The sequence below is a fragment of the Pseudomonas sp. SIMBA_068 genome, assembly GCF_046534705.1.
GTDB classification, from domain to species: Bacteria; Pseudomonadota; Gammaproteobacteria; order Pseudomonadales; family Pseudomonadaceae; genus Aquipseudomonas; species Aquipseudomonas putida.
On sequence record NZ_JAWRYI010000003.1, the window covers coordinates 202077 to 223441 of the forward strand.

A 21365-nucleotide genomic window follows, 5' to 3' on the forward strand; every position below is an offset into this window, starting at 1 on the left:
TACTGCTGGTCGTCCTTGCCGCCGGGCATTTGCCCGGCGGGATTGCAGCGGCCTCACACCACATGGATACCGTTCTGTACCCACAAGTGATGGCTTGGATCCTCCTGGGCCGTGTATTGGTTATAGTCGATGCCGTCGGCAGTTTGGTTCCCGACCAGGTTCCAGTTGTCCGTCATGTGAACCGTGTCTTTGTCGTCCCCTTTGATGATGAGTGTGTCGGTGCCGGTTTCGGTGATTGCCACCACGTCTGCCAGGTTGAGGGTAAGCGCCACCGAACTGGTGTCGTTGAGGTCGATGACTTCGATGTCGTGCACGCGCCCGGCCAGGTTGCCCAGGTCGATGCTGGCATCGCCGCCGCCCCACAGCAGGGTGTCGGTACCTGTGCCGCCCTCGACGCTGGCGAAGTTCTGGTCGACCACCACCAGCGTGTCGTCACCCGCACCACCCTGCAGGGTGATGTGGCCACCCTGGCTGCCATCAAGGTGGTCGTTGCCGTCGGTGCCGGCGATCACATCGGTGGCGGCTGCCAGGCTGGCCAGCGCCACTGCCTCGTCGCCGGTGTCGGTCAGCAGCGATGTGGTCGTGGTGAGGCCGGCAGCATTGTCCAGGTTGACGGTCAGCGTGGCGGTGTCGGTGGTGCCGTTCGGGTGGGTCAGCTCGTAGGTGAAGGTGTCGTGCTGGCCGACCACCGCCGAGGTAAGCCCCGGGTTGAGGGTGTAGGTGTAGCTGCCGTCGGCATGCACCAGCAACGTGCCGTAGGTGCCGGCCACGCTCACCCCGTTGTAGCCCGGGATGGTGTAGGTGTTGGCCGCTGTCAGCACGCTCAGCACGGTCAGTGCCGAACCGACGTTGTCGTCACTCAGCAGGTTGCCGGTGGCTGCCGTCGCGCCGCTGACCACGAACTCGGTCAGGTGCGTGGTGGTGGCGTTGAGGCTGGTGGTGATGGAACTGAGCAGGCCGATGCCGCCGGCGGTGACACGCACGTGGTAGGTGCCAGCCCCCTGGTTCTGGAAGGTATACCCCGCGCCGCCACCCAGCAGGCTGATCAGCGAACCCCCCGGTACCGACTGCACCAGCACATACTGGCCGGTGGCCGGGTTGAGCTTGAGCAGCTCGATGGTGGTGCCGTTGAGCAGGCTCAACAGGTTGGCGGAGTTGACCACCACCTGCAGGTTGGCCGTGGTATCGGCGGCAACCGTGGTGGTGTAGGTGGCCTGGCGGGTGCCGATCACCGGCAGGCTCAGCGAGCCCAGCGTACTGCTGCTGGTGTCCACGCGGTTGGCCAGGGTGACGTGGCTGGTACCGACATCGTTGACTGCGTCGACCACCGTGGCCGGTGCAGCGTAGTTGGTGTTGCTCCAGACCTCCGTGGCTTGCGGGCTGTCGATGCGCACGTACAGGTTGGCGGTATCGGACAGGCCGTTCGGGTGCACCAGCTGGTAGCTGAACACGTCCACCTTGCCGACACTGTTCGGGCTGCCGTTAGGCGTGTAGGTGTAACTGCCATCGGCACTGATCACCAGGGTGCCGTACTGGCCCTGGACCGTGGTCGAGGTACCGGCCGAGACATAGCTGCCGTTTTTCAGCACTTGCAGCACGGCGGCGCTGTCCGGGCCACGGGCATCCACCGCGCCATCGGTGCCCACGTCGGTGATGACGTTGCCCGAGGTGGCCGTGCCGGTGCCGGTGAACTGGGTCAGGCTGGTGGAGGTGATGTCCAGCGTGGTGCTCACGTTGGTCACCAGGCCGATGCCGCCACTGCCCACGGTCAGCCGGTAGTCACCGGCTTGCAGCACGCCGATGTCCACCTGCAAGCCGATCGGCAGCACGATCAGATCGAGCAGGCCCTGCGTGTTGCCGGTGGCGATGGTCACCCAGGCGCCGCTGGCGTCTTTTACCTGCAGGGTGAAGCTGGTGTTGTTGAGCAGCGCCAGCACGCTGTTGGTGGTCAGTGTAAGGGTCGGGTCGGCCGTGGTGCCTGGCGCCACCGTCCAGGTGTAGGTCTTGGAGAAGCCCGACAGCAGCGTGGTGAAGCTGTCGGTGTAGGTCTTGGTGGCACTGACCGCTGCCAGGTTGACCGTGGCCGTGGCCAGGTTGTCGCTCGCGATGAGCGGCGCGTTGGCATCCACATCCGGTGCGGTGACGTTGACGTTGCCCGACACGTTGCCGCGCGGGTCACTGAGGGTCACCGAGAGGATCTGGCCGTTGTCCTGAGGCGGGCTCAGGGTCACGGTGAAGGTGCCGTTCGGCTGCACCGTCGTGGTTTGCAGCACGGTACCGCTGGCGCTGCGTACGGTCACGGTGGCGCCCACTTCGCCAGTACCGGTCAGGGTACCGCCGTCGGCACTGATCAGCAGGTTGCCAGCAGCCGCAGGCGGGGTCAGGTCTGGTGCGGTCAGCCCAGTGCCAGTGGAGACGTTGCCGGCGCTGTCGGTGAGGGTGACGCTGAGCGCCTGGTTGTCGATCTGCGCCGCAGTCAGGCTGACCACGAACAGGCCGTTGCTGCCCACCGTCGCGGTCCCAAGCACGGTGCCGGCGCTGTTGCGGACGGTGACCGTGCTGCCGATCTGGCCAGAACCGCTGACCGAGGTGCCGTTGGCGTTGATGGTGGCCAGCGGTGCGGCTGGCGGGGTGGTGTCTGGCGCGGTCAGGCTGGTGCTACCGGACAGGTTACCGGCAGCATCGGCCTGGCGCACCACCAGCAGTTGCCCGTCGTTCTGTGGTGCGGTCAGGTTGATGGTGAAGGTGCCGTCGGCTTGCACCACTCCGGTACCGACCTGGCCGTTCGGGCCTTGGACCGTAACGGTGGCGCCCGCTTCACCGTTACCTGTGAGCACCGTGCCCGCGCCGTTGATGGTGACGTTGGTCGGTGTTGCAGGTGGTTGCACGTCTGTGGCGGTGTAGCTGGTACTGCCGGACACATTGCCCGCAGCATCGGCTTGGCTCACGCCCAGCACCTGGCCATTGAGCTGCGCGGCGTTCAGGTTGACGGTGAACACACCACCGCCATTTACCACCGCCGTGCCGAGCACGTTGTTGCTGGCGTCGCGCACGGTTACCGTGGCACCGGCTTCACCGGTGCCGGTCAGCACCAGGCCGTTGAGTGACAGGCTGGTCACCAGCGGGTTGGCCGGTGGCGTGACGTCGGCGGCTTGCAGGAAGGTCGGCTGCGATTCGCCGCCCACCAGTGCCACAGCAGTCACCGAAATATGCTCGCCGTTGAGCTGGGCTGTGTTCAGCGTCAGGGTAAAGGTGCCGTTCAGGGTAGCGCCGCCTGTGCCGATCAGGTTGCCTGCGGCATCGTAGACGCGAATGCCCACGCCACTCGGCGCATTACCGGCCAAGGTCAGGCCGTCGCTGCCCAGGGTCACGTTGGTGGGGGGCACTGGCGGTGCGATCAGTGGTGTGATGTACGTCGCGACCGCAGAGGTATTGATGCCGTCGGATTGCGTCACTGCCAAGGTTGCCAGCGAGCCCGCCGCCGGCACCAGCGTTATCTGGAAGTTACCCGCGGCATCTACCGTGCCAGTGCCGATCACCGATCCGCCGCGGCTGATGGTGACGGTGGCATCAGGCTCGCCCTTGCCGGTCAGCACATCGAACGTATTGTTGATGGCCATGTCGGTGACCACCCCAGGAGGTGAAGTGTCGTTGGTCTGATAGGGCACAATCACCGAGGCGTTGCCCGCATCGTCCGTGGACACCACTGTGAGCAACTGGCCGTTGTTCTGCGGCGGGTTGATCGGCACGGTGAACTGGCCGTTTGCACCCACTTCTACGGTGCCTACGACGTTGTTGTTCGGGTCACGCACCGTGATGGTGGTGCCGGCCTCTGCCGTACCGGTCATCGACGTGCCTGCCGGGTTGAGCAACAGGTTATCGGGTTGCACTGGCGCCGTGAGGTCTGGCGCGTTCACCTGCAGGGGCGCCGACGGGTTGCCGGTGGTGTCCTGGGCGATGACGGTGAGGACTTCGCCGTTGATCTGCGGGTTGTTCAGGTTGAGGACAAAGGTGCCATCCGGGTCGACCGTCACCTGGCCCAGTAGGTCGCCGTTGTTGTTGATCACGGTGACACGCGTGCCGGCTTCGGCAGTACCGATCACCTGGGTACCGCTGTCGTTGATGGTGGCGATCACCGTGGCCGGCGGCGTGGTGTCCACCGCCGTGACCGAACTGATTGGCGAGATGTTGCCGGCTGCATCGGTCAGGGTTACCTGCAGCACCTGGCCGTTGAGCTGCGCACCATCAAGCTCGACGATGAAGGTGCCGTCGGCGCCCACTGTGCCGGTACCCACCTGCGTGGCACCGACGAAGACGCGCACGGTGGCGCCCACTTCGCCGAGCCCGCCCAGCTCGTCGCCTGCCGCATTGAGCCGCAGCTCGGTTGCCGCCGCAGGTGGCGTGAGGTCCGGCGCCAGTACGCTGACCGGTAGGCTGACATTGCCGGGTGGGTCGGCCTGCAGCACCGACAGCAGCTGGTTGTTTATTTGTGCGGGTGACAGGTCGACGCGGAAGCTGCCGTCGGCAAGCACGGTACCTGTGCCCAGTACGGTACCGGCGGCGTTGCTCACGATTACCGTCGCGCCGGCTTCGCCTTGGCCGCTGACCACACTGCCGTCGGCGTTGATCACCACCTGGGTGAGCGGTGCTGGCGGGGTGAAGTCCGGGGTTTGCAGGGTTGCCACTGCCGACACGTTGCCGGCCGCATCGGCCTGGGTGAAGCTGAGCAGCTCGGCGTTACCCAGTGCCGGGTTCAGGGTGATGGTGAAATGGCCGCTGGCATCGACGGTGGCGCTGCCGATTTCGTCGCCGGCCGGGTTGGTCACGGTCACCAGCGCGCCTGCTTCGCCGCGACCGGTGAGGGTGACGCCATCCCCGGAAACGGCCAGTTCGGCAGGTGCCGTTGGCGGCGTGGTGTCGGGTGCAGTAATGGCGCTGGCGGCAGACTGGTTGCCAGCCGCGTCGGTCAGTACCACTTGCACTTGCTGGCCGTTGGCCTGAGGCGATGCGAGGTTGACCTGGAAGGTGCCGTCGGCGCGCACCGTTGCACTGCCCAGCACCGAACCATCGGCGGAGAGCACCCGCACGGCGGCACCTGCTTCGCCGGTACCGTCGAGCAGGCTGCCACCCCCGGCGAAGGCCAGGTTGCCGGCAGCCTCCGGGGCGACGCGGTCAGGGGCGATCAGGCTGACGCTGTTGGACTCGTTGCCGGCCACATCGGACTGGCTGGCGCTGAGCTGTTCGCCGTTGATCTGTGCGGCGCCCAGGTTGACGCTGAAGTTGCCGCTGGCATCGACCACGGCACTACCCAGCTCGATACCGCCTTCGCCAAGCACGGTAACGGTGGCACCTGCCTCGCCGCGGCCACTGAGGACCAGGCCGTCGTTGGACAGCACCAGGTTGGTCAGTGGTTGCGGTGCCGTGGTGTCCGGTGCCTGCAAGGTGGCAGGCAGCGATACGGTGCCATCGGTGCCTGTTGCGCTGACCTGCAGCACTTCACCATTGGCCTGTGCACTGCCCAGGTTGACAGTGAAGGTACCGTCGTTGGCGACCGGGCCGCTGCCCAGCAAAACGCCGTTGGGGCCATACACCTTGACTGTGCTGCCCGCGTCGGCCGTGCCGGTCACCGACAGGCCGTCGCCGGCCAGTACCAGGTTGTCCGGTGTTGCCGGTGCCAGAGCACCCGGCGCAGTGACGCTTTGCCCAGGGGAGACGTTCTGCGCGGCATCGGCCTGGACCACGTTCAGGCTTTCACCCGTGATCGCCGCCGGCGACAGGGGCACGCTGAAGTGGCCGTCGGCTGCCACTGTGGCGGTGCCCAGCACGGTACCGTCAGGTGCCCGCACGCTCACGGTTGCGCCTGCTTCGCCATTACCTGTCAGGGTGGCGCCACTGGCGGAAACCGCCAGGTTGGTCACGGCGGCTGGCGGCGTGGTGTCGGCTGCGGTGTAAGGCGCGGTCGGCGACACGTTGCCGGCTGCGTCGGTGGCGGTCACCTGCAGGGTCTGGCCATTGGTCTGGGCACTGTTCAGGGCGACCTGGAAGGTGCCGTTGCTGCCGGCTACCGCCGTGCCCAGCACGTTGCCGCTAGCATCGCGTACGGTCACGGTGCTGCCGGCTTCGGCGTTACCGGTCAGTTGCAGCCCGGTACCGGACAGGGCGAGTGCGGTGGGTACCGCAGGCGGGGTGAAGTCCGGCGCGGTGACCGCCACGGCGGTGGAGGTGTTGTTGCCCGCGTCGGTCTGCGTAACGCTCAGGTGCTGGGCGTTGAGCTGGGCACTGTTGAGTGTGAGGGTAAAGCTGCCATTGGCCGCCACCAGGCCGGTGCCGATGATGGTGCCATCCGGGCCGCGTACGGTGACTGTGGCGCCGGCTTCGCCCAGGCCGGTCAGGGTCAGGCCGTTGTTGTTCAACGCCACGTTGGTCAGCGGCGCGGGTGGAGTCAGGTCCGGGGTCGTCACATTGACTGCTGGCGACGTGTTGCCGGCGGCATCCACTTGCGTGACGCCGATAGCCTGGCCGTTGGCTTGCGGGGTGTCGAAGGTCACCGTGAAGCGACCGTCGGCGCCCACCGTGGCGGTGCCGAGCACCGCACCGGCAGCGTTGCGTACCTGTACCGTGGCGCCCACCTCACCGCTGCCGGAGAGCTGCCGGCCGTCCTGGCTCAAGGCCGGGTTGGTGATGGCGGCGGGTGGCGTGCGGTCTGGCGTGGCGAGGTTGGCCGGCCCGGAGACGTTGCCGGCAGCATCGCTGAGAGTCACCTGCAGCGGGCTGCCGGTGGTTTGCGCGCTGGGCAGGGTGACCTGGAACTGGCCGCTCTGGTTGACGGTGCCGGTGGCCAGGATGGCGCCACTGGCATCGCGAATGGTCACTGTGGCGCCGGCTTCGCCCTGGCCGCTGAGCACGGTAGCCGCGCTGTTCAGGCTGAGGTTGCTGGCCGCCAGCGGTGCTTGCAGGTCGGGTGCCTGCACGCTGGCTGCCAACGATACGTTACCGGCGGCGTCGGCCTGGGTGACGATCAGGTTCTGGCCGTTTGCCGCAGCCGGAGAGAGGTTGACGCTGTACAAGCCATTGTTGCCAACCACGGCGCTGCCCAGCAGGGTGCCCTGGGCGTCGGTGACCCGCACGGTTGCGCCCACTTCACCCTGGCCGGTCAGCGTGCTGCCGGTGCGGTCGATGTCTGCGGTAGGTGCGTTGGGCGCGGTGGTGTCGTTGGCGACTACGGTGGCCGGAACCGATGGCTGGCCATCGGCGCCGATACGTGCGCTGACCTGCAAGGTTTGCGCGTTGAGCTGGGCGTTGCCGAAGAACACCCGGAAGGAGCCATCGCTGCCCACTGTCGCGGTGCCCAAGGTGGTGCCGCCGGAAGTCACGGTAATCAGCGAGCCGACCGTGCCGGTACCCGTCAGCACGAAGCCGTCGGCACTGATGGCCAAGCCTGCTGGCGTTGCTACCTCGGTGCCGGTCGGGCCGGTCAGGGTAACGCCATCGGATTCATTGCCGGCAGGGTCGATGACCACCACGCTGACTTGATCGTCCGAGGTCAACGGCGGGTTGACCGGTATCACGAAGGTGCCATCCGGGCCCGCAGTTGTGGTGCCGAGGTCGTCGCCGGTGACCGGGTCGCGGATGACCACGGTGCTACCCGGCTCGGCGGTACCGCCAACGGTACTGCCATCCGGGCTCACGGTCACGCCGGTGGCGGGTTCCGGATCGGTGTTGTCTGGTGCGGTGACGGTAATCGGCGCCGAGCTGTTGCCAGCCGGGTCGGTGACGATCACGGTCACGGTTTCGCCGTTGTTCTGCGTGGTCGGTAGCGTCACGCTGAAGCTGCCGTCGGCATTCACCGGAACCGTGGTTTCTACGCCAGCGCCGTCACGCACGGTCACGGTTTCTGCACCCGGCGCGTTGCCGCTGACGGTAGTGCCATCCTCGCTGACCTCAACCCCGGTCGGCAGGGCCGGTGGGGTGATGTCCGGTGCATTGATCGGTGTGTTGTCGGAAACGTTGCCCGCGGCATCGGTCAGGGTTACCTGCAGGGGCTGGCCGTCCAGCTGTGCAGGTGCCAGCGGCACGGTGAAGTTGCCACCTGCCGGTACTACCACGGTGCCAAGCAGGTCACCGCCAGCGTTGCGTACTTCAACGGTGCTGCCTGCCTCGCCGGAGCCCTGAATGGCGTTGCCGCCTGGGGTGATGGTGAGGTCGGCCGGCGCAGTTGGCGCAGTACTGTCGTCAGCGGTGAAGGTGGCCGACGGCGAGGCATTGCCGCCGCCATCGATCAGCACCACCGACAATACTTCACCGTTGGTCTGGGCGGGGACAAGTGTCACTTCGAACGTGCCGTCTGTATCCACCACAATGGTGCCTAGGAGGTCGCCCGCAGCATTGCGTACCTCTACGGTGCTGCCAGCCTCACCCTGCCCGCTGAGCACTGTTCCGGTAGGGTCAAGGTCCAGGCCTTGTGCCGGCAGCGGTGCCTCGAGGTCAGGTGCAGTGACGGTGCCAGCGAGCGAGTCGTTGCCAGTATTGTCGGCCTGAGTGACAGACAGCGTCTGGCCATTGAGCTGTGGCGGGTCGATTGTCACCTGGAAGGTACCGTCCGGCTGGACCGTTGCGGTGCCCAGTACGGCGCCGCCGGTGCCGGTCACGGTCACCTGCGCACCTGGCTCGCCGCTACCGCTCACGCTGCTGCCGTCACCAGCCAGGACCAGGCCGGTGGGTATATCCGGTGCCTGGGTATCCGGCGCCGACAAGTCGACCGCCGCTGACAGGTTGCCGGCCGGGTCGCGTTGTTCCACGGTCAGTGCCTGGCCGTTGGTCTGCGGCGTGTCGAGGGTGATTTCGAATGCGCCGCCAGTGCCGACCACGGTGCTGCCGAGCACGCTGCCGTCCGGCCCGCGCACGGTGACGGTGGCGCCCGGTTCGCCGTTACCGGTGACCGTGGTGCCGTTGCCATCGATGGCCGGGCTGGTGACCACTTGCGGTGGGGTAGAGTCTGGCGCCGTGAAGTTCACCGGCCCTGCGCTGTTGCCCAGGCTGTCGGTGGCTTCGACGGTCAGGCTTTCGCCATTGCGCTGCGGTGCGCCGAGGGTGATGTCGAAGCGGCCGTCGCCGCCCACGGTCGCGGTGCCCAGCACGTTGCCGTCAGCGTCACGCACGGTGACGATGGAGCCGCTCTGACCTTGGCCGGTAAGGTGAATGCCCGCGGTATCGATAGCGAGCCCCGAGGGTTGCAGCGGGCCATCGGTGTCCGGTGCCACGATGGTGGCGGTCGAGGTATTGCCCGCGGGGTCGCGCAGCACTACGTCCAGTTCCTGGCCGTCAGTTTGCGGTGGGTTCAATACCACGCTGATCACACCGTCGACACCAACCTGGGCGTTGCCCAGCACAGTGCCGTCGGCACTGATCACCTGCACGGTGGTGCCCGCTTCGCCGCGGCCGGTGAGCAGGCCGCCATCGGCACTCAGTTGCAGTTCGCTGGCTTCATTGGGCGGGGTGATATCGGGGGCGGTGATCTGGGTAGGCAGCGAGCTGTTGCCAGCGCCGTCAACTGCCACCACATCCAGTGTCTCGCCGTTGGCCTGGGCCGGGCTCAGGCCGATGGTGAAGCTGCCGTCCTGGCCGGCCTCAACGCTGCCCAGCACATTGCCCTGTGCGTCACGCACTTGCACCTGCGTACCTGCCGGTGCAGTACCGGAAACGCTGGAGCCGTCACTGGCCACCACCACGCCGCTCGGGCTTTCGGGCAGCGGTGTATCGGCAACCGTCACACTGACCCCTGCCGAGGTATTGCCGGCGGCATCGGTCTGCACCAGCACAATTTCCTCACCTGCGGCCAGCGGTGCGTCCAGGTCAACCACGAAGGTGCCATTTGGCGCCACGATGCCAGAACCGAGCACAGCACCTTGGGTATCACGCACTTCCACCGTGGCACCGGGCTCACCACGGCCAGACACGGCCAGGCTGCCATCGCCTGCCACCACGTCGGTGACGATTGTCGGTGCGGTGATGTCCGGCGTCACATAGCTCAGCGGCACCGAAGTGTTGCCTGCCGCATCGGTCACAGTGATGGACAGGGTTTCGCCATTGGCCTGTGGCGGGTCGAGGGTCAGGCTGAAGCTGCCATCCGGCCCGGCAATGGCGCTGCCGATCAGGTTGCCCGAGGCATCTTTCACCTCCACCCGGGCGCCCCCTTCTGCCGTGCCGACCAAGCTGTCGCCATTGCTCAGCACCAGGTCGGCTGGTTGCAGCGGTGCTACCTGGTCCGGCGCCGTCAGTGGGCTAGGTGTAGAGACGTTGCCGGCGGCATCGGTGAGGGTCACTTGCAGTGACGAGCCATCCACCACCGGGGTTGGCAGTTGCACATTGAAGCTGCCATCCGGTTGCACGGTGCCGCTTGCCAGCACCTGGCCCTGATCGTTGCGCACTTCCACGGTGGTGCCTGCTTCACCACGGCCGGAGACCGTGCGGCCATCATCGCTGATGGCCAGTTGGGTGGCTGGCGCTGGAGGGGTGGTATCACCGCCGTTATCAATGATCGGTGCAGTGACGTTGCCGGCAGTGGAGGCGTTGCCTGCGGTATCGGTGGCGGTCAACTGCAACTGCTCGCCCGCCACTTGTGGCGGGGTGAGGCCGATGCTGAATGTACCGTTGGCACCCACTACGACGCTGCCCAGTACGGTAGTGCCGTCGGCTGCCAGCACGCGCACGGTGCTACCGGCTTCGGCACGCCCGCTCACCACGCTGCCATCGGCATTGACTGCAAGTTCGCTTGGTGCGGCGGGTGCGGTGATGTCGGGCGCGGTCACTTGTACCGGCAGTGACGAAGCGCCGTTGTTGTCGATGGCGACCACGTCCAGCAATTCGCCGTTGGCCTGGGCCGGGTTGAGCACCACGGTGAAGGTGCCGTCGGCGCCAACCACGATGCTGCCGACCACGGCGCCGTTGGCATCATGCACTTCCACGCGGCTGCCGACCGGCGCGGACCCGCTGACGCTGGTGCCATCCGCAGCGACGACCAGGTCGCTCGGGCTGGCCGGTGTGGGCACCATTGGTACGTCGAAGGTCAAGGCCTCGGAGGCATTGCCGCTGGCGTCGGTCTGCACCAGGCTCAGGCGCTCGCCCGGCAGCGCGGCCGGGTCCAGGTCGAGCAGGAAGGTGCCGTTGGCGGTCACCGTGCCAGTGCCGATCACGGTGCCATTGACGTCGCGCACTTCGACGGTCGCCCCGGCTTCGCCGCGACCGCTCAGGGTCAAACCGTCTGCACCGACCACGATGTTGTCGACTACGGCAGGGGGCGTGGTATCCGGCGCATCGAACTGCAACGGGGTCGAGACATTACCAGCGGCGTCCACCAGGCGGATGTCGAGGACCTCGCCATTGGCTTGTGCAGGGGACAGGGTAACGCTGAAGCTGCCGCTGGGGTTGACCACGCCGGTGCCAATCACGTTGCCCGAGGCGTCGCGTACCTGCACGGTAGCGCCAGGCTCACCACTACCGGTCAAGGTGACGCCGTCGGCCAGGTCCAGGCCGGTCGGTTGTGCGGGGGCTTGCAGGTCTGGGGTGGCCACCGTGCCAGGGGTGGAGGCATTGCCGGCGGCATCGGTCAGCACCACTTGCAGGGTACTGCCATCGGCGACCGGCGGGGCCAGGGTGACCTGGAAGGTGCCATCCGGGTTGACCGTACCGTTAGCCAGCACGTTGCCCTGGGCATCGCGCACTTGCACGCTGGCGCCCGCTTCGCCACGGCCGCTCAGCTGGCCACCGGCAAGGCCGACGACCAGGTTGGTCGGGGCCTGGGGTGGGGTGGTATCGACACCGTCGATGTCTGGGGCCGTGACACTACCGGCGCTGGAGGCATTGCCGGCGGCGTCGGTGGCGGTGACTTGCAGCACTTCACCGTCCACCTGTGCGGGGCTGAGGGTGATGCTGAAGCTGCCCGTGGCGCCCACTACCGCCGTACCCAGCACGGTAGTGCCATCGGCTGCCAGCACACGCACGGTGCTGCCCGATTCGGCACGGCCGGTGACGACGGTACCGTTGGCATTTATCGCGAGTTCGCTCGGGGCGGCCGGGGCGGTGATATCCGGCGCACTGATCTGCACCGGCAGGGACGATTCTCCCGTGCCATCGATGGCTACCACCTCCAGCAGCTCACCATTGGCCTGGGCCGGGTTGAGGATGACGGTGAAGGTACCTTCGGCGCCCACCACCACACTGCCTACCAGCGTGCCGTTGGCATCGTGGACTTCCACGCGGCTGCCGGCCGGTGCAGCACCCGTGATGCTGGTGCCATTCGCGGCCACTACCAGGTCGCTTGGGCTGGCCGGGGCAGGGGTCAGGGGCACCTCGAACTGCAAGGCTTCGGAGGCATTGCCGCTCGGGTCGGTCTGTACCAGGCTCAGTGCGGCACCCGGTTGGGCCGCCGGGTCGAGATTGACCACGAAGGTGCCGTTGGCGCCTACCGTGGCAGTGCCGATGACAGTGCCGAGGGCATCACGCACTTCCACGGTGGCACCGGCTTCGCCGCGACCGCTGAGCACCAGGCCACCGGTACCGACCACGACATTGCTGACAGCAGCAGGCGGGGTGATGTCCGGTGCATCGAACTGCAGCGGTGCAGAGCTGTTGCCGGCGGTATCCACCAGGCGCACATCCAGGGCTTCGCCATTGGCCTGGGCGGGGAACAGGGTGACGCTGAAGGTGCCGTCTGCGTTGACCAGGCCGGTACCAATCACGGTGCCGGCGCTATTGCGCACCTGCACCGTGGCGCCAGGTTCGCCGCGCCCGGTAAAGGTGACGCCATCGGCCAGGGCCAGTTCGCTCGGCTGTGTCGGGGCTTGCAGGTCTGGCGAGGCGACCGAGCCCGGTTGCGAGACGTTGCCAGCAGCATCGGTGAGGGTGACTTGCAACGTGCTGCCGTCGTTCACGGCGGGGGACAAGGTTACAGCGAAGGTGCCATCCGGGCCGACAGTGCCGGTTGCCAGAACAGTGCCCGCAGCGTCACGCACCTGTACGGTGGTGCCGGCCTCCCCACGCCCGCTCAACTGGCTGCCGGCGAGGCCGATCACCAGGTTGGCCGGTACATCGGGTGGCGTTGTATCGCCACCGTCGATGTCTGGCGCGGTGACCGAGCCAGCGGTCGAGGCGTTGCCTGCTGCATCGGTGGCGGTGACTTGCAGCACTTCGCCGTCGACCTGTGCCGGGTCGAGGGTGATGCTGAAGCTGCCGGTGGCGCCAACCACCACGCTACCCAGCACGGTGGTGCCATCGGCGGCCAGCACACGCACGGTGCTGCCGGGTTCGGCACGGCCGGTGACTACTGTACCGTCAGCGTTGACGGCCAGTTCGCTCGGGGCGACAGGTGCCGTGATGTCCGGTGCGGAGACCTGCGTTGGCAGGGACGCTACGCCAGCATCGTCGATGGCCACCACATCCAGCAGTTCGCCATTGGCCTGGGCCGGGTCGAGGACCACGGTGAAGCTACCATCCGGGCCTGCCACGACACTGCCAATCAGTGTGCCGTTGGCATCGTGCACTTCCACGCGGGTGCCGGCGGGTGCCGTACCGCTGATACTGCTGCCGTCTTCGGCAAACACCAGCTCGCTGGGGCTTTCCGGGGCGGTGGCTACCGGCACTTCGAACGGCAGCGCTTCGGAGGCGTTGCCGCTTGGGTCGGTCTGTACCAGGCTCAGTTGCTCGCCCGGCTGCACCGCTGGGTCGAGGTTGACCAGGAAGGTGCCGTTGTCGCCGACCACACCGGTGCCGATCACGGTGCCGTTGGCATCGCGCACTTCGACAGTGGCGCCGGCTTCGCCGCGACCACTCAGGGCCAGGCCGCCGTTGCCGACCACGATGTTGCTGACCGCCTCAGGCGGGGTGATGTCCGGTGCATCGAACTGCAGTGGGGCAGAGGTGTTGCCGGTGGCATCCACCAGGCGCACATCCAGGGCTTCGCCATTGGCCTGGGCGGGCGCAAGGGTAATGCTGAACAGGCCATCGGCACCGACGATGCCGGTGCCGACGACGGTGCCGGCGGCATTACGGACTTGCACGGTGGCACCGGGTTCGCCGCGACCGGTGAAGGTCACGCCGTCAGCCAGGGCCAGCTCGGTGGGCTGTGTCGGGGCTTGCAGGTCTGGCGAGGTGACCGAGCCGGGTTGCGAGACGTTGCCAGCGGCGTCGGTCAGGGTGACTTGCAGCGCGCTGCCGTCGGTAACGGCAGGGGTCAGGGTAATTGCGAAGCTGCCATCGGCAGCGACAGTGCCGGTGGCCAGCACAGTACCTGCTGCATCGCGTACCTGTACGGTGGTGCCGGCTTCGCCACGCCCGCTCAACTGGCTGCCGGCGAGGCCGATCACCAGGTTGGTGGGTGCGTCAGGTGGTGTGGTATCGCCCCCGTCGATGTCTGGCGCGGTGACCGAGCCAGCGGTCGAGGTGTTGCCTGCCGCATCGGTGGCGGTGACTTGCAGCACTTCGCCGTCGACCTGTGCCGGGTCCAGGGTGATGCTGAAGCTGCCCGTGGCGCCCACTACCACGCTACCCAGCACGGTGGTGCCATCGGCGGCCAGCACACGCACGGTGCTGCCGGGTTCGGCACGGCCGGTGACTACTGTACCGTCAGCGTTGACGGCCAGTTCGCTCGGGGCGGCAGGTGCGGTGATGTCCGGTGCGGTGATCTGTGTTGGCAGGGACGCTACGCCAGCATCGTCGATGGCCACCACGTCCAGCAGTTCGCCATTGGCCTGGGCCGGGTCGAGGACCACGGTGAAGCTGCCATCCGGGCCCGCCACGACACTGCCAATCAGCGTGCCGTTGGCATCATGCACTTCCACGCGGGTGCCGGCAGGTGCCGTGCCGCTGATGCTGCTGCCGTCTTCGGCGAACACCAGCTCGCTGGGGCTTTCCGGGGCGGTGGCTACCGGCACTTCGAACGGCAGCGCTTCGGAGGCGTTGCCGCTTGGGTCGGTCTGCACCAGGCTCAGTTGCTCGCCCGGCTGCACCGCTGGGTCGAGGTTGATCAGGAAGGTGCCGTTGTCGGCGACCACACCGGTGCCGATCACGGTGCCGTTGGCATCGCGCACTTCGACAGTGGCGCCGGCTTCGCCGCGACCACTCAGGGCCAGGCCGCCGTTGCCGACCACGATGTTGCTGACCGCCTCAGGCGGGGTGATGTCCGGTGCATCGAACTGCAGTGGGGCAGAGGTGTTGCCGGTGGCATCCACCAGGCGCACATCCAGGGCTTCGCCGTTGGCTTGAGCGGGTGTAAGGGTAACGTTGAACAGGCCGTCGGTGCCAACGATGCCAGTGCCAATAAGGGTGCCGGCGGCATCACGTACTTGCACGGTGGTACCGGGTTCGCCGCGACCGGTGAAGGTCACGCCGTCAGCCAGGGCCAGCTCGGTGGGCTGGGCAGGGGCCTGCAGGTCCGGCGAGGTGACCGAGCCGGGTTGCGAGACGTTGCCAGCAGCATCGGTCAGGATTACTTGCAAGGCGCTGCCATCGGTAACGGCAGGGGTCAGGGTAACTGCGAAGCTGCCATCGGCGCCGACGGTGCCGGTGGCCAGCACGGTACCTGCCGCATCGCGTACCTGTACGGTGGAGCCAGGCTCGCCACGCCCGCTCAGCTGGCTGCCGGCCAGGCCGACTACCAGGTCAGTCGGGGCTGCCGGTGGCGTGGTATCGACACCGTCGATGTCCGGCGCGGTAACCGCGCTGGTGGGCGATGTGTTGCCGGCGGCATCTGTTGCCGTGGCTTGCAGCACTTCACCATCGACTTGTGGCGGGTTGAGGTTGATGCTGAACACGCCGGTCGGGCCGACCACGGCAGTGCCCAGTTCGCTGCCGTCGGCGGCAACGATGCGCACGGTGCTGCCCGGTTCGGCACGGCCAGTGAGGACGGTGCCGTCAGCGCTGACGGCCAGTTCGGTCGGGCTGGCCGGGGCGGTGATGTCTGGCGCGGTGATTTGCGCCGGCAGCGAGGACACGCCGCTGTCATCGATGGCGACCACATCCAGCAGTTCGCCGTTGGCTTGGGCAGGATTGAGCTCGAGGCTGAAGGTGCCATCGGCATTGGCGATGGCGCTGCCGATCAGTGTGCCATTGGCGTCATGCACCTCCACGCGAGTACCGGCAGGCGCGGAACCGCTGAGGGTGGTGCCGTCGGCATCGACGGCCAGGTTGCTCGGGCTGACCGGTGCAGTGGTCAGTGGTACATCGTATTCAAGGGCAACGGAAGCGTTGCCGCTTGGGTCAGTCTGCACCAGGCTCAGCTGTTCGCCCGGCTGTGCAGCTGGACTGAGGTCGATCAGGAAGGTGCCGTTGGCAGCGACTACGCCAGTGCCGATCACGGTGCCGTTGGCATCGCGCACTTCGACAGTGGCACCGGCTTCACCGCGACCACTCAGGGCCAGACCGCCGTTGCCAACCACGATGTTGCTGACCGCATCGGGCGGGGTGATGTCCGGGGCGGTGAATTCCAGTGGTATCGAACTGTTGCCGGCCGCGTCCACCAGGCGTACATCCAGTGCTTCGCCGTTGGCCTGCGCAGGGTTCAGGGTCAGGCTGAACAGGCCATCGGCGCCGACTACACCCGTACCGATGATATTGCCTGCTGCGTCACGCACCTGCACGGTGGTGCCGGCTTCGCCACGGCCGCTCAGTTGGCTGCCGGCCAGGCCGATTACCAGGTCAGTCGGTGCTTCAGGCGGCGTGGTGTCGACGCCGTCGATGTCCGGCGCGGTTACCGAACTGGCCACGGAGGTATTACCAGCGGCATCGGTGGCGGTAGCTTGGAGTACTTCACCGTCTACCTGTGGCGGAGCAAGGTTGATGCTGAACACGCCGGTCGGGCCGACCACGGCAGTGCCCAGTTCGCTGCCGTCGGCGGCAACGATGCGCACGGTGCTGCCGGGCTCGGCACGGCCGGTGATGACGCTACCATCCGCGCTGACAGCCAGGTCAGTCGGAGCGGCGGGCGCGGTGATGTCCGGTGCGGTGACCTGCGTCGGCAGCGAAGAAACGCCGCTGTCATCGATGGCGACCACATCCAGCAGTTCGCCGTTGGCTTGGGCTGGGTTCAGCTCGATGCTGAAGGTGCCGTCGGCATTGGCGATGGCGCTGCCGATCAGCGTGCCGTTGGCGTCATGCACCTCCACGCGAGTACCCGCCGGGGCAGAACCGGTGAGGGTGGTGCCGTCGGCGTCGACGGCCAGGTTGCTCGGGCTGACTGGTGCAGTGGTCAGCGGTACATCGTATTCAAGGGCAACGGAAGCGTTGCCGCTCGGATCGGTCTGCACCAGGCTCAGCTGTTCGCCCGGCTGTGCAGCTGGACTAAGGTCGATCAGGAAGGTGCCGTTGTCACCGACAACGCCAGTGCCGATCACGGTGCCGTTGGCATCGCGCACTTCGACAGTGGCGCCGGCTTCGCCGCGACCACTCAGGGCCAGGCCGCCGTTGCCGACCACGATGTTGCTGACCGCCTCAGGCGGGGTGATGTCCGGTGCATCGAACTGCAGTGGGGCAGAGGTGTTGCCGGTGGCATCCACCAGGCGCACATCCAGGGCTTCGCCGTTGGCTTGAGCGGGTGCAAGGGTAACGTTGAACAGGCCGTCGATGCCAACGATGCCAGTGCCAATAAGGGTGCCGGCGGCATCACGTACCTGCACGGTGGCACCGGGTTCGCCGCGACCGGTAAAGGTCACGCCGTCAGCCAAAGCCAGCTCGGTGGGCTGGGCAGGGGCCTGCAGGTCCGGCGAGGTGACCGAACCGGGTGGCGAGACGTTGCCAGCGGCATCGGTCAGGGTCACTTGCAGGGCGCTGCCGTCGGTAACGGCAGGGGCCAAGGTAACTGCGAAGCTGCCATCGGCGCCAACAGTGCCGGTGGCCAGCACAGTACCTGCCGCATCGCGTACCTGCACGGTGGTGCCAGGCTCGCCGCGCCCGCTCAGCTGGCTACCGGCCAGGCCGACTACCAGGTCAGTCGGGGCTGCCGGTGGCGTGGTATCGACACCGTCGATGTCCGGCGCGGTAACCTCGCTGGTGGGCGATGTGTTGCCGGCGGCATCGGTCGCGGTGGCCTGCAGGACTTCACCGTCTACCTGTGGCGGAGCAAGGCTGATGCTAAATACACCGGTCGGGCCGACCACGGCGGTGCCCAGTTCGCTGCCGTCGGCGGCAACGATGCGCACGGTGCTGCCGGGCTCGGCACGGCCGGTGATGACGCTACCATCCGCGCTGACAGCCAGATCAGTCGGGGCGGCAGGCGCGGTGATGTCCGGCGCGGTGACCTGCGTCGGCAGCGAAGAAACGCCGCTGTCATCGATGGCGACCACATCCAGCAGTTCGCCGTTGGCTTGGGCCGGGTTCAGTTCGATGCTGAAGGTGTCGTCGGCATTGGCGATGGCGCTGCCGATCAGGGTGCCGTTGGCATCGTGTACCTCTACGCGGCTACCGGCAGGCGCGGAACCGGTGAGGGTGGTGCCGTCGGCATCGATCGCCAGGTTGCTCGGGCTGTCTGGCGCGGTGGTCAGCGGTACGTCGTACTCGACTGCCACGGAAGCGTTGCCGCTCGGGTCGGTCTGCACCAGGGTCAGCTGTTCGCCCGGCTGCACCGCCGGGTCGATGTCGATCAGGAAGGTGCCGTTGGCACCGACTATGCCAGTGCCGATCACGGTGCCGTTGGCATCGCGCACTTCGACCGTTGCACCCGGCTCGCCACGGCCACTCAGGGCCAGGCCATCAGCGCCGACCACGATATTGCTTACTGCGCCAGGCGGGGTGATGTCCGGTGCATCGAATTGCAGCGGCGCCGAGCTGTTGCCGGCGGCATCCACCACGCGCACATCCAGGGCTTCGCCGTTGGCCTGCCCAGGGTTCAGGGTCAAGCTGAACAGGCCATCGGCGCCAACGATGCCAGTGCCGATAAGGGTGCCGGCGGCATCACGCACTTGCACGGTGGCACCCGGTTCGCCGCGACCGGTGAAGGTCACGCCGTCGGCCAAGGCCAGGTCAGTCGGTTGAGCAGGCGGCAGCAGGTCGGTAGAGGTGACCGAGCCCGGCTGCGACACATTGCCAGCAGCATCGGTCAGGGTGACTTGCAGGGTACTGCCGTCGTTCACGGCAGGAGTCAGGGCAATGACGAAGGTGCCATCGGCGCCAACGGTACCGGTCGCGAGGATGTTGCCTTCGGCGTCACGCACTTGCACGGTGGTGCCGGCTTCGCCGCGGCCGCTCAGTTGGCTGCCGGCCAGGCCGATTACCAGGTCAGTCGGGGCTTCAGGCGGTGTGGTATCGCCACCGTCGATGTCCGGTGCAGTGACCGAGCTGGCCACGGACGTATTGCCAGCGGCATCGGTCGCAGTGGCTTGGAGGACTTCGCCGTCCAGCTGCGGTGGGTTGAGGTTGATGCTGAACACGCCGGTCGGACCGACCACGGCCGTGCCCAGTTCGCTGCCGTCGGCAGCAACGATGCGCACGGTGCTGCCCGGTTCGGCACGGCCAGTGAGCACGGTGCCATCCGCGCTGACAGCCAGTTCGGTCGGGGCGGCAGGCGCGGTGATGTCTGGTGCGGTGACCTGCGCCGGCAACGAAGAAACGCCACTGTCATCGATGGCAACCACGTCCAGCAGTTCGCCGTTGGCCTGGGCCGGGTTCAGTTCGATGCTGAAGGTGCCGTCGGCATTGGCGATGGCGCTGCCGATCAGGGTGCCGTTGGCGTCATGCACCTCCACGCGAGTACCCGCCGGGGCGGAACCGGTGAGGGTGGTGCCGTCGGCGTCGATGGCCAGGTTACTCGGGCTGACTGGTGCAGTGGTCAGCGGTACGTCGTACTCCAGGGCCACCGAGGCGTTGCCGCTTGGGTCTGTCTGTACCAAGCTCAGTTGCTCGCCTGGTTGCGCGGCTGGATTGAGGTCGATCAGGAAGGTACCGTTGGCACTCACCACGCCAGAGCCGATCACGTTACCGTCGGCATCGCGCACTTCTACGGTGGCGCCAGGTTCGCCACGCCCGCTCAGGGCCGTGCCTCCCGGGCCGACCAGAATGTCGGTGACGGCATCAGGCGGGGTGATGTCCGGGGCGGTGAATTCCAGTGGTATCGAGCTATTGCCCGCGGCATCGACCTGGCGAATGTCCAGGGCTTCGCCGTTGGCCTGGGCAGGCGAGAGGGCGAGGCTGAAGGTACCGTCAGCGTTGACCAGGCCGCTGCCGATGAGGTTGCCGGCAGCATCGCGCACCTGCACGGTGGCGCCGGGCTCGCCGCGACCGGTGAGGGTTACACCGTTCGCCAGGGCCAGCTCGGTTGGTTGGTCTGGGGCGGTGGTGTCAGGGTTGTCGACGTCCGGTGCCGTGATGCTCGCAGCTGGCGAAGTATTGCCGGCTGCGTCCGCGGCGCTGACTTCCAGGGCCTGGCCGTCGGTTTGTGGCGGTTGCAGGGTGATGCTGAACTGGCCATCCGCACCGGCTACGGCAGTGCCCAGCAACACGCCGCCAGCGCCGCGTACGGAAACTGTCGAGCCAGGTTCGGCACGCCCGGTAAGGGTGGTGCCCTGTTCATCGATGGCGAGGTCGGTCGGTGCCAGTGGCGCGGTTGCATCCGGGGCGGTGACGGTGCCTGGTGCCGAGACATTACCGGCACCATCGGTCAAGGTGACTTCAAGGTTCTCGCTGTTGATCTGTGGTGGGTTCAACGTCACGTTGAAGCTGCCGTCGGCACCCACGGTGCCGCTGCCGATCAGGTTGCCGGCGGCATCACGGATATTCACCGTGCTGCCCGCTTCACCCCGGCCGGTCAGGCGCAGGCCATCCGGCGACACCAGCAGGTCGATGGGCGTGGCCGGGGCAGTGGTATCGGGGTCCGAGCCGCCACCGCTGCTTCCGCCACCGCCGCTGTCGGCTGCAGCTGCTGCGCCACCGACACCGAGCAGGCTGAGCCCGGCAATCGCCCAGGTCGGCATGGCGTTACCGGCGGTGCCGATACCCGCGACCAGTTCGTCCAGCGAGGCTACGTCTTCGAAGGTAAAGCCGGTGAACGCTGCCGCGTCGTACTGGGCGTGCCACAGTGTGCCGTCTTCGCCGACGAAGACGATGTCGCTGCCGACCCCGGCCTGGTCCACCGCGAAGAAGTTGCCGACGGTGACTTTCTCACCCGACTTCAGGGTGATGATCAGGTCCTGCCCGCGTTGGGTAACGGTGGCTACTTTGTCGGGAGATACCGGCATCTGCACGACGCCTGGTGCTTTGAGATTGATATTGCCCCAGGCGCTCTGAGTGGCGACTTCGGATTGCTTGTCGGCGATGACGATGTTGTCCATGGATGCTCCCTGCTGGTATCCGGATCCCCCGGCCCGAAACGTTCGGGCCACAAC

The 21365-nt window shown here is 67.0% G+C and carries 1 protein-coding gene; it reads right to left on the minus strand.

Going from position 1 to position 21365, the window contains the following annotated elements:
* Nucleotides 1–53 precede the first annotated feature (53 nt).
* Complete coding sequence (locus SB756_RS10070; protein ID WP_410910772.1) at nucleotides 54–21311, minus strand: BapA/Bap/LapF family large adhesin; 21258 nt, start codon at nucleotides 21309–21311, stop codon at nucleotides 54–56.
* Between the last annotated feature and the right edge of the window lie 54 nt (nucleotides 21312–21365).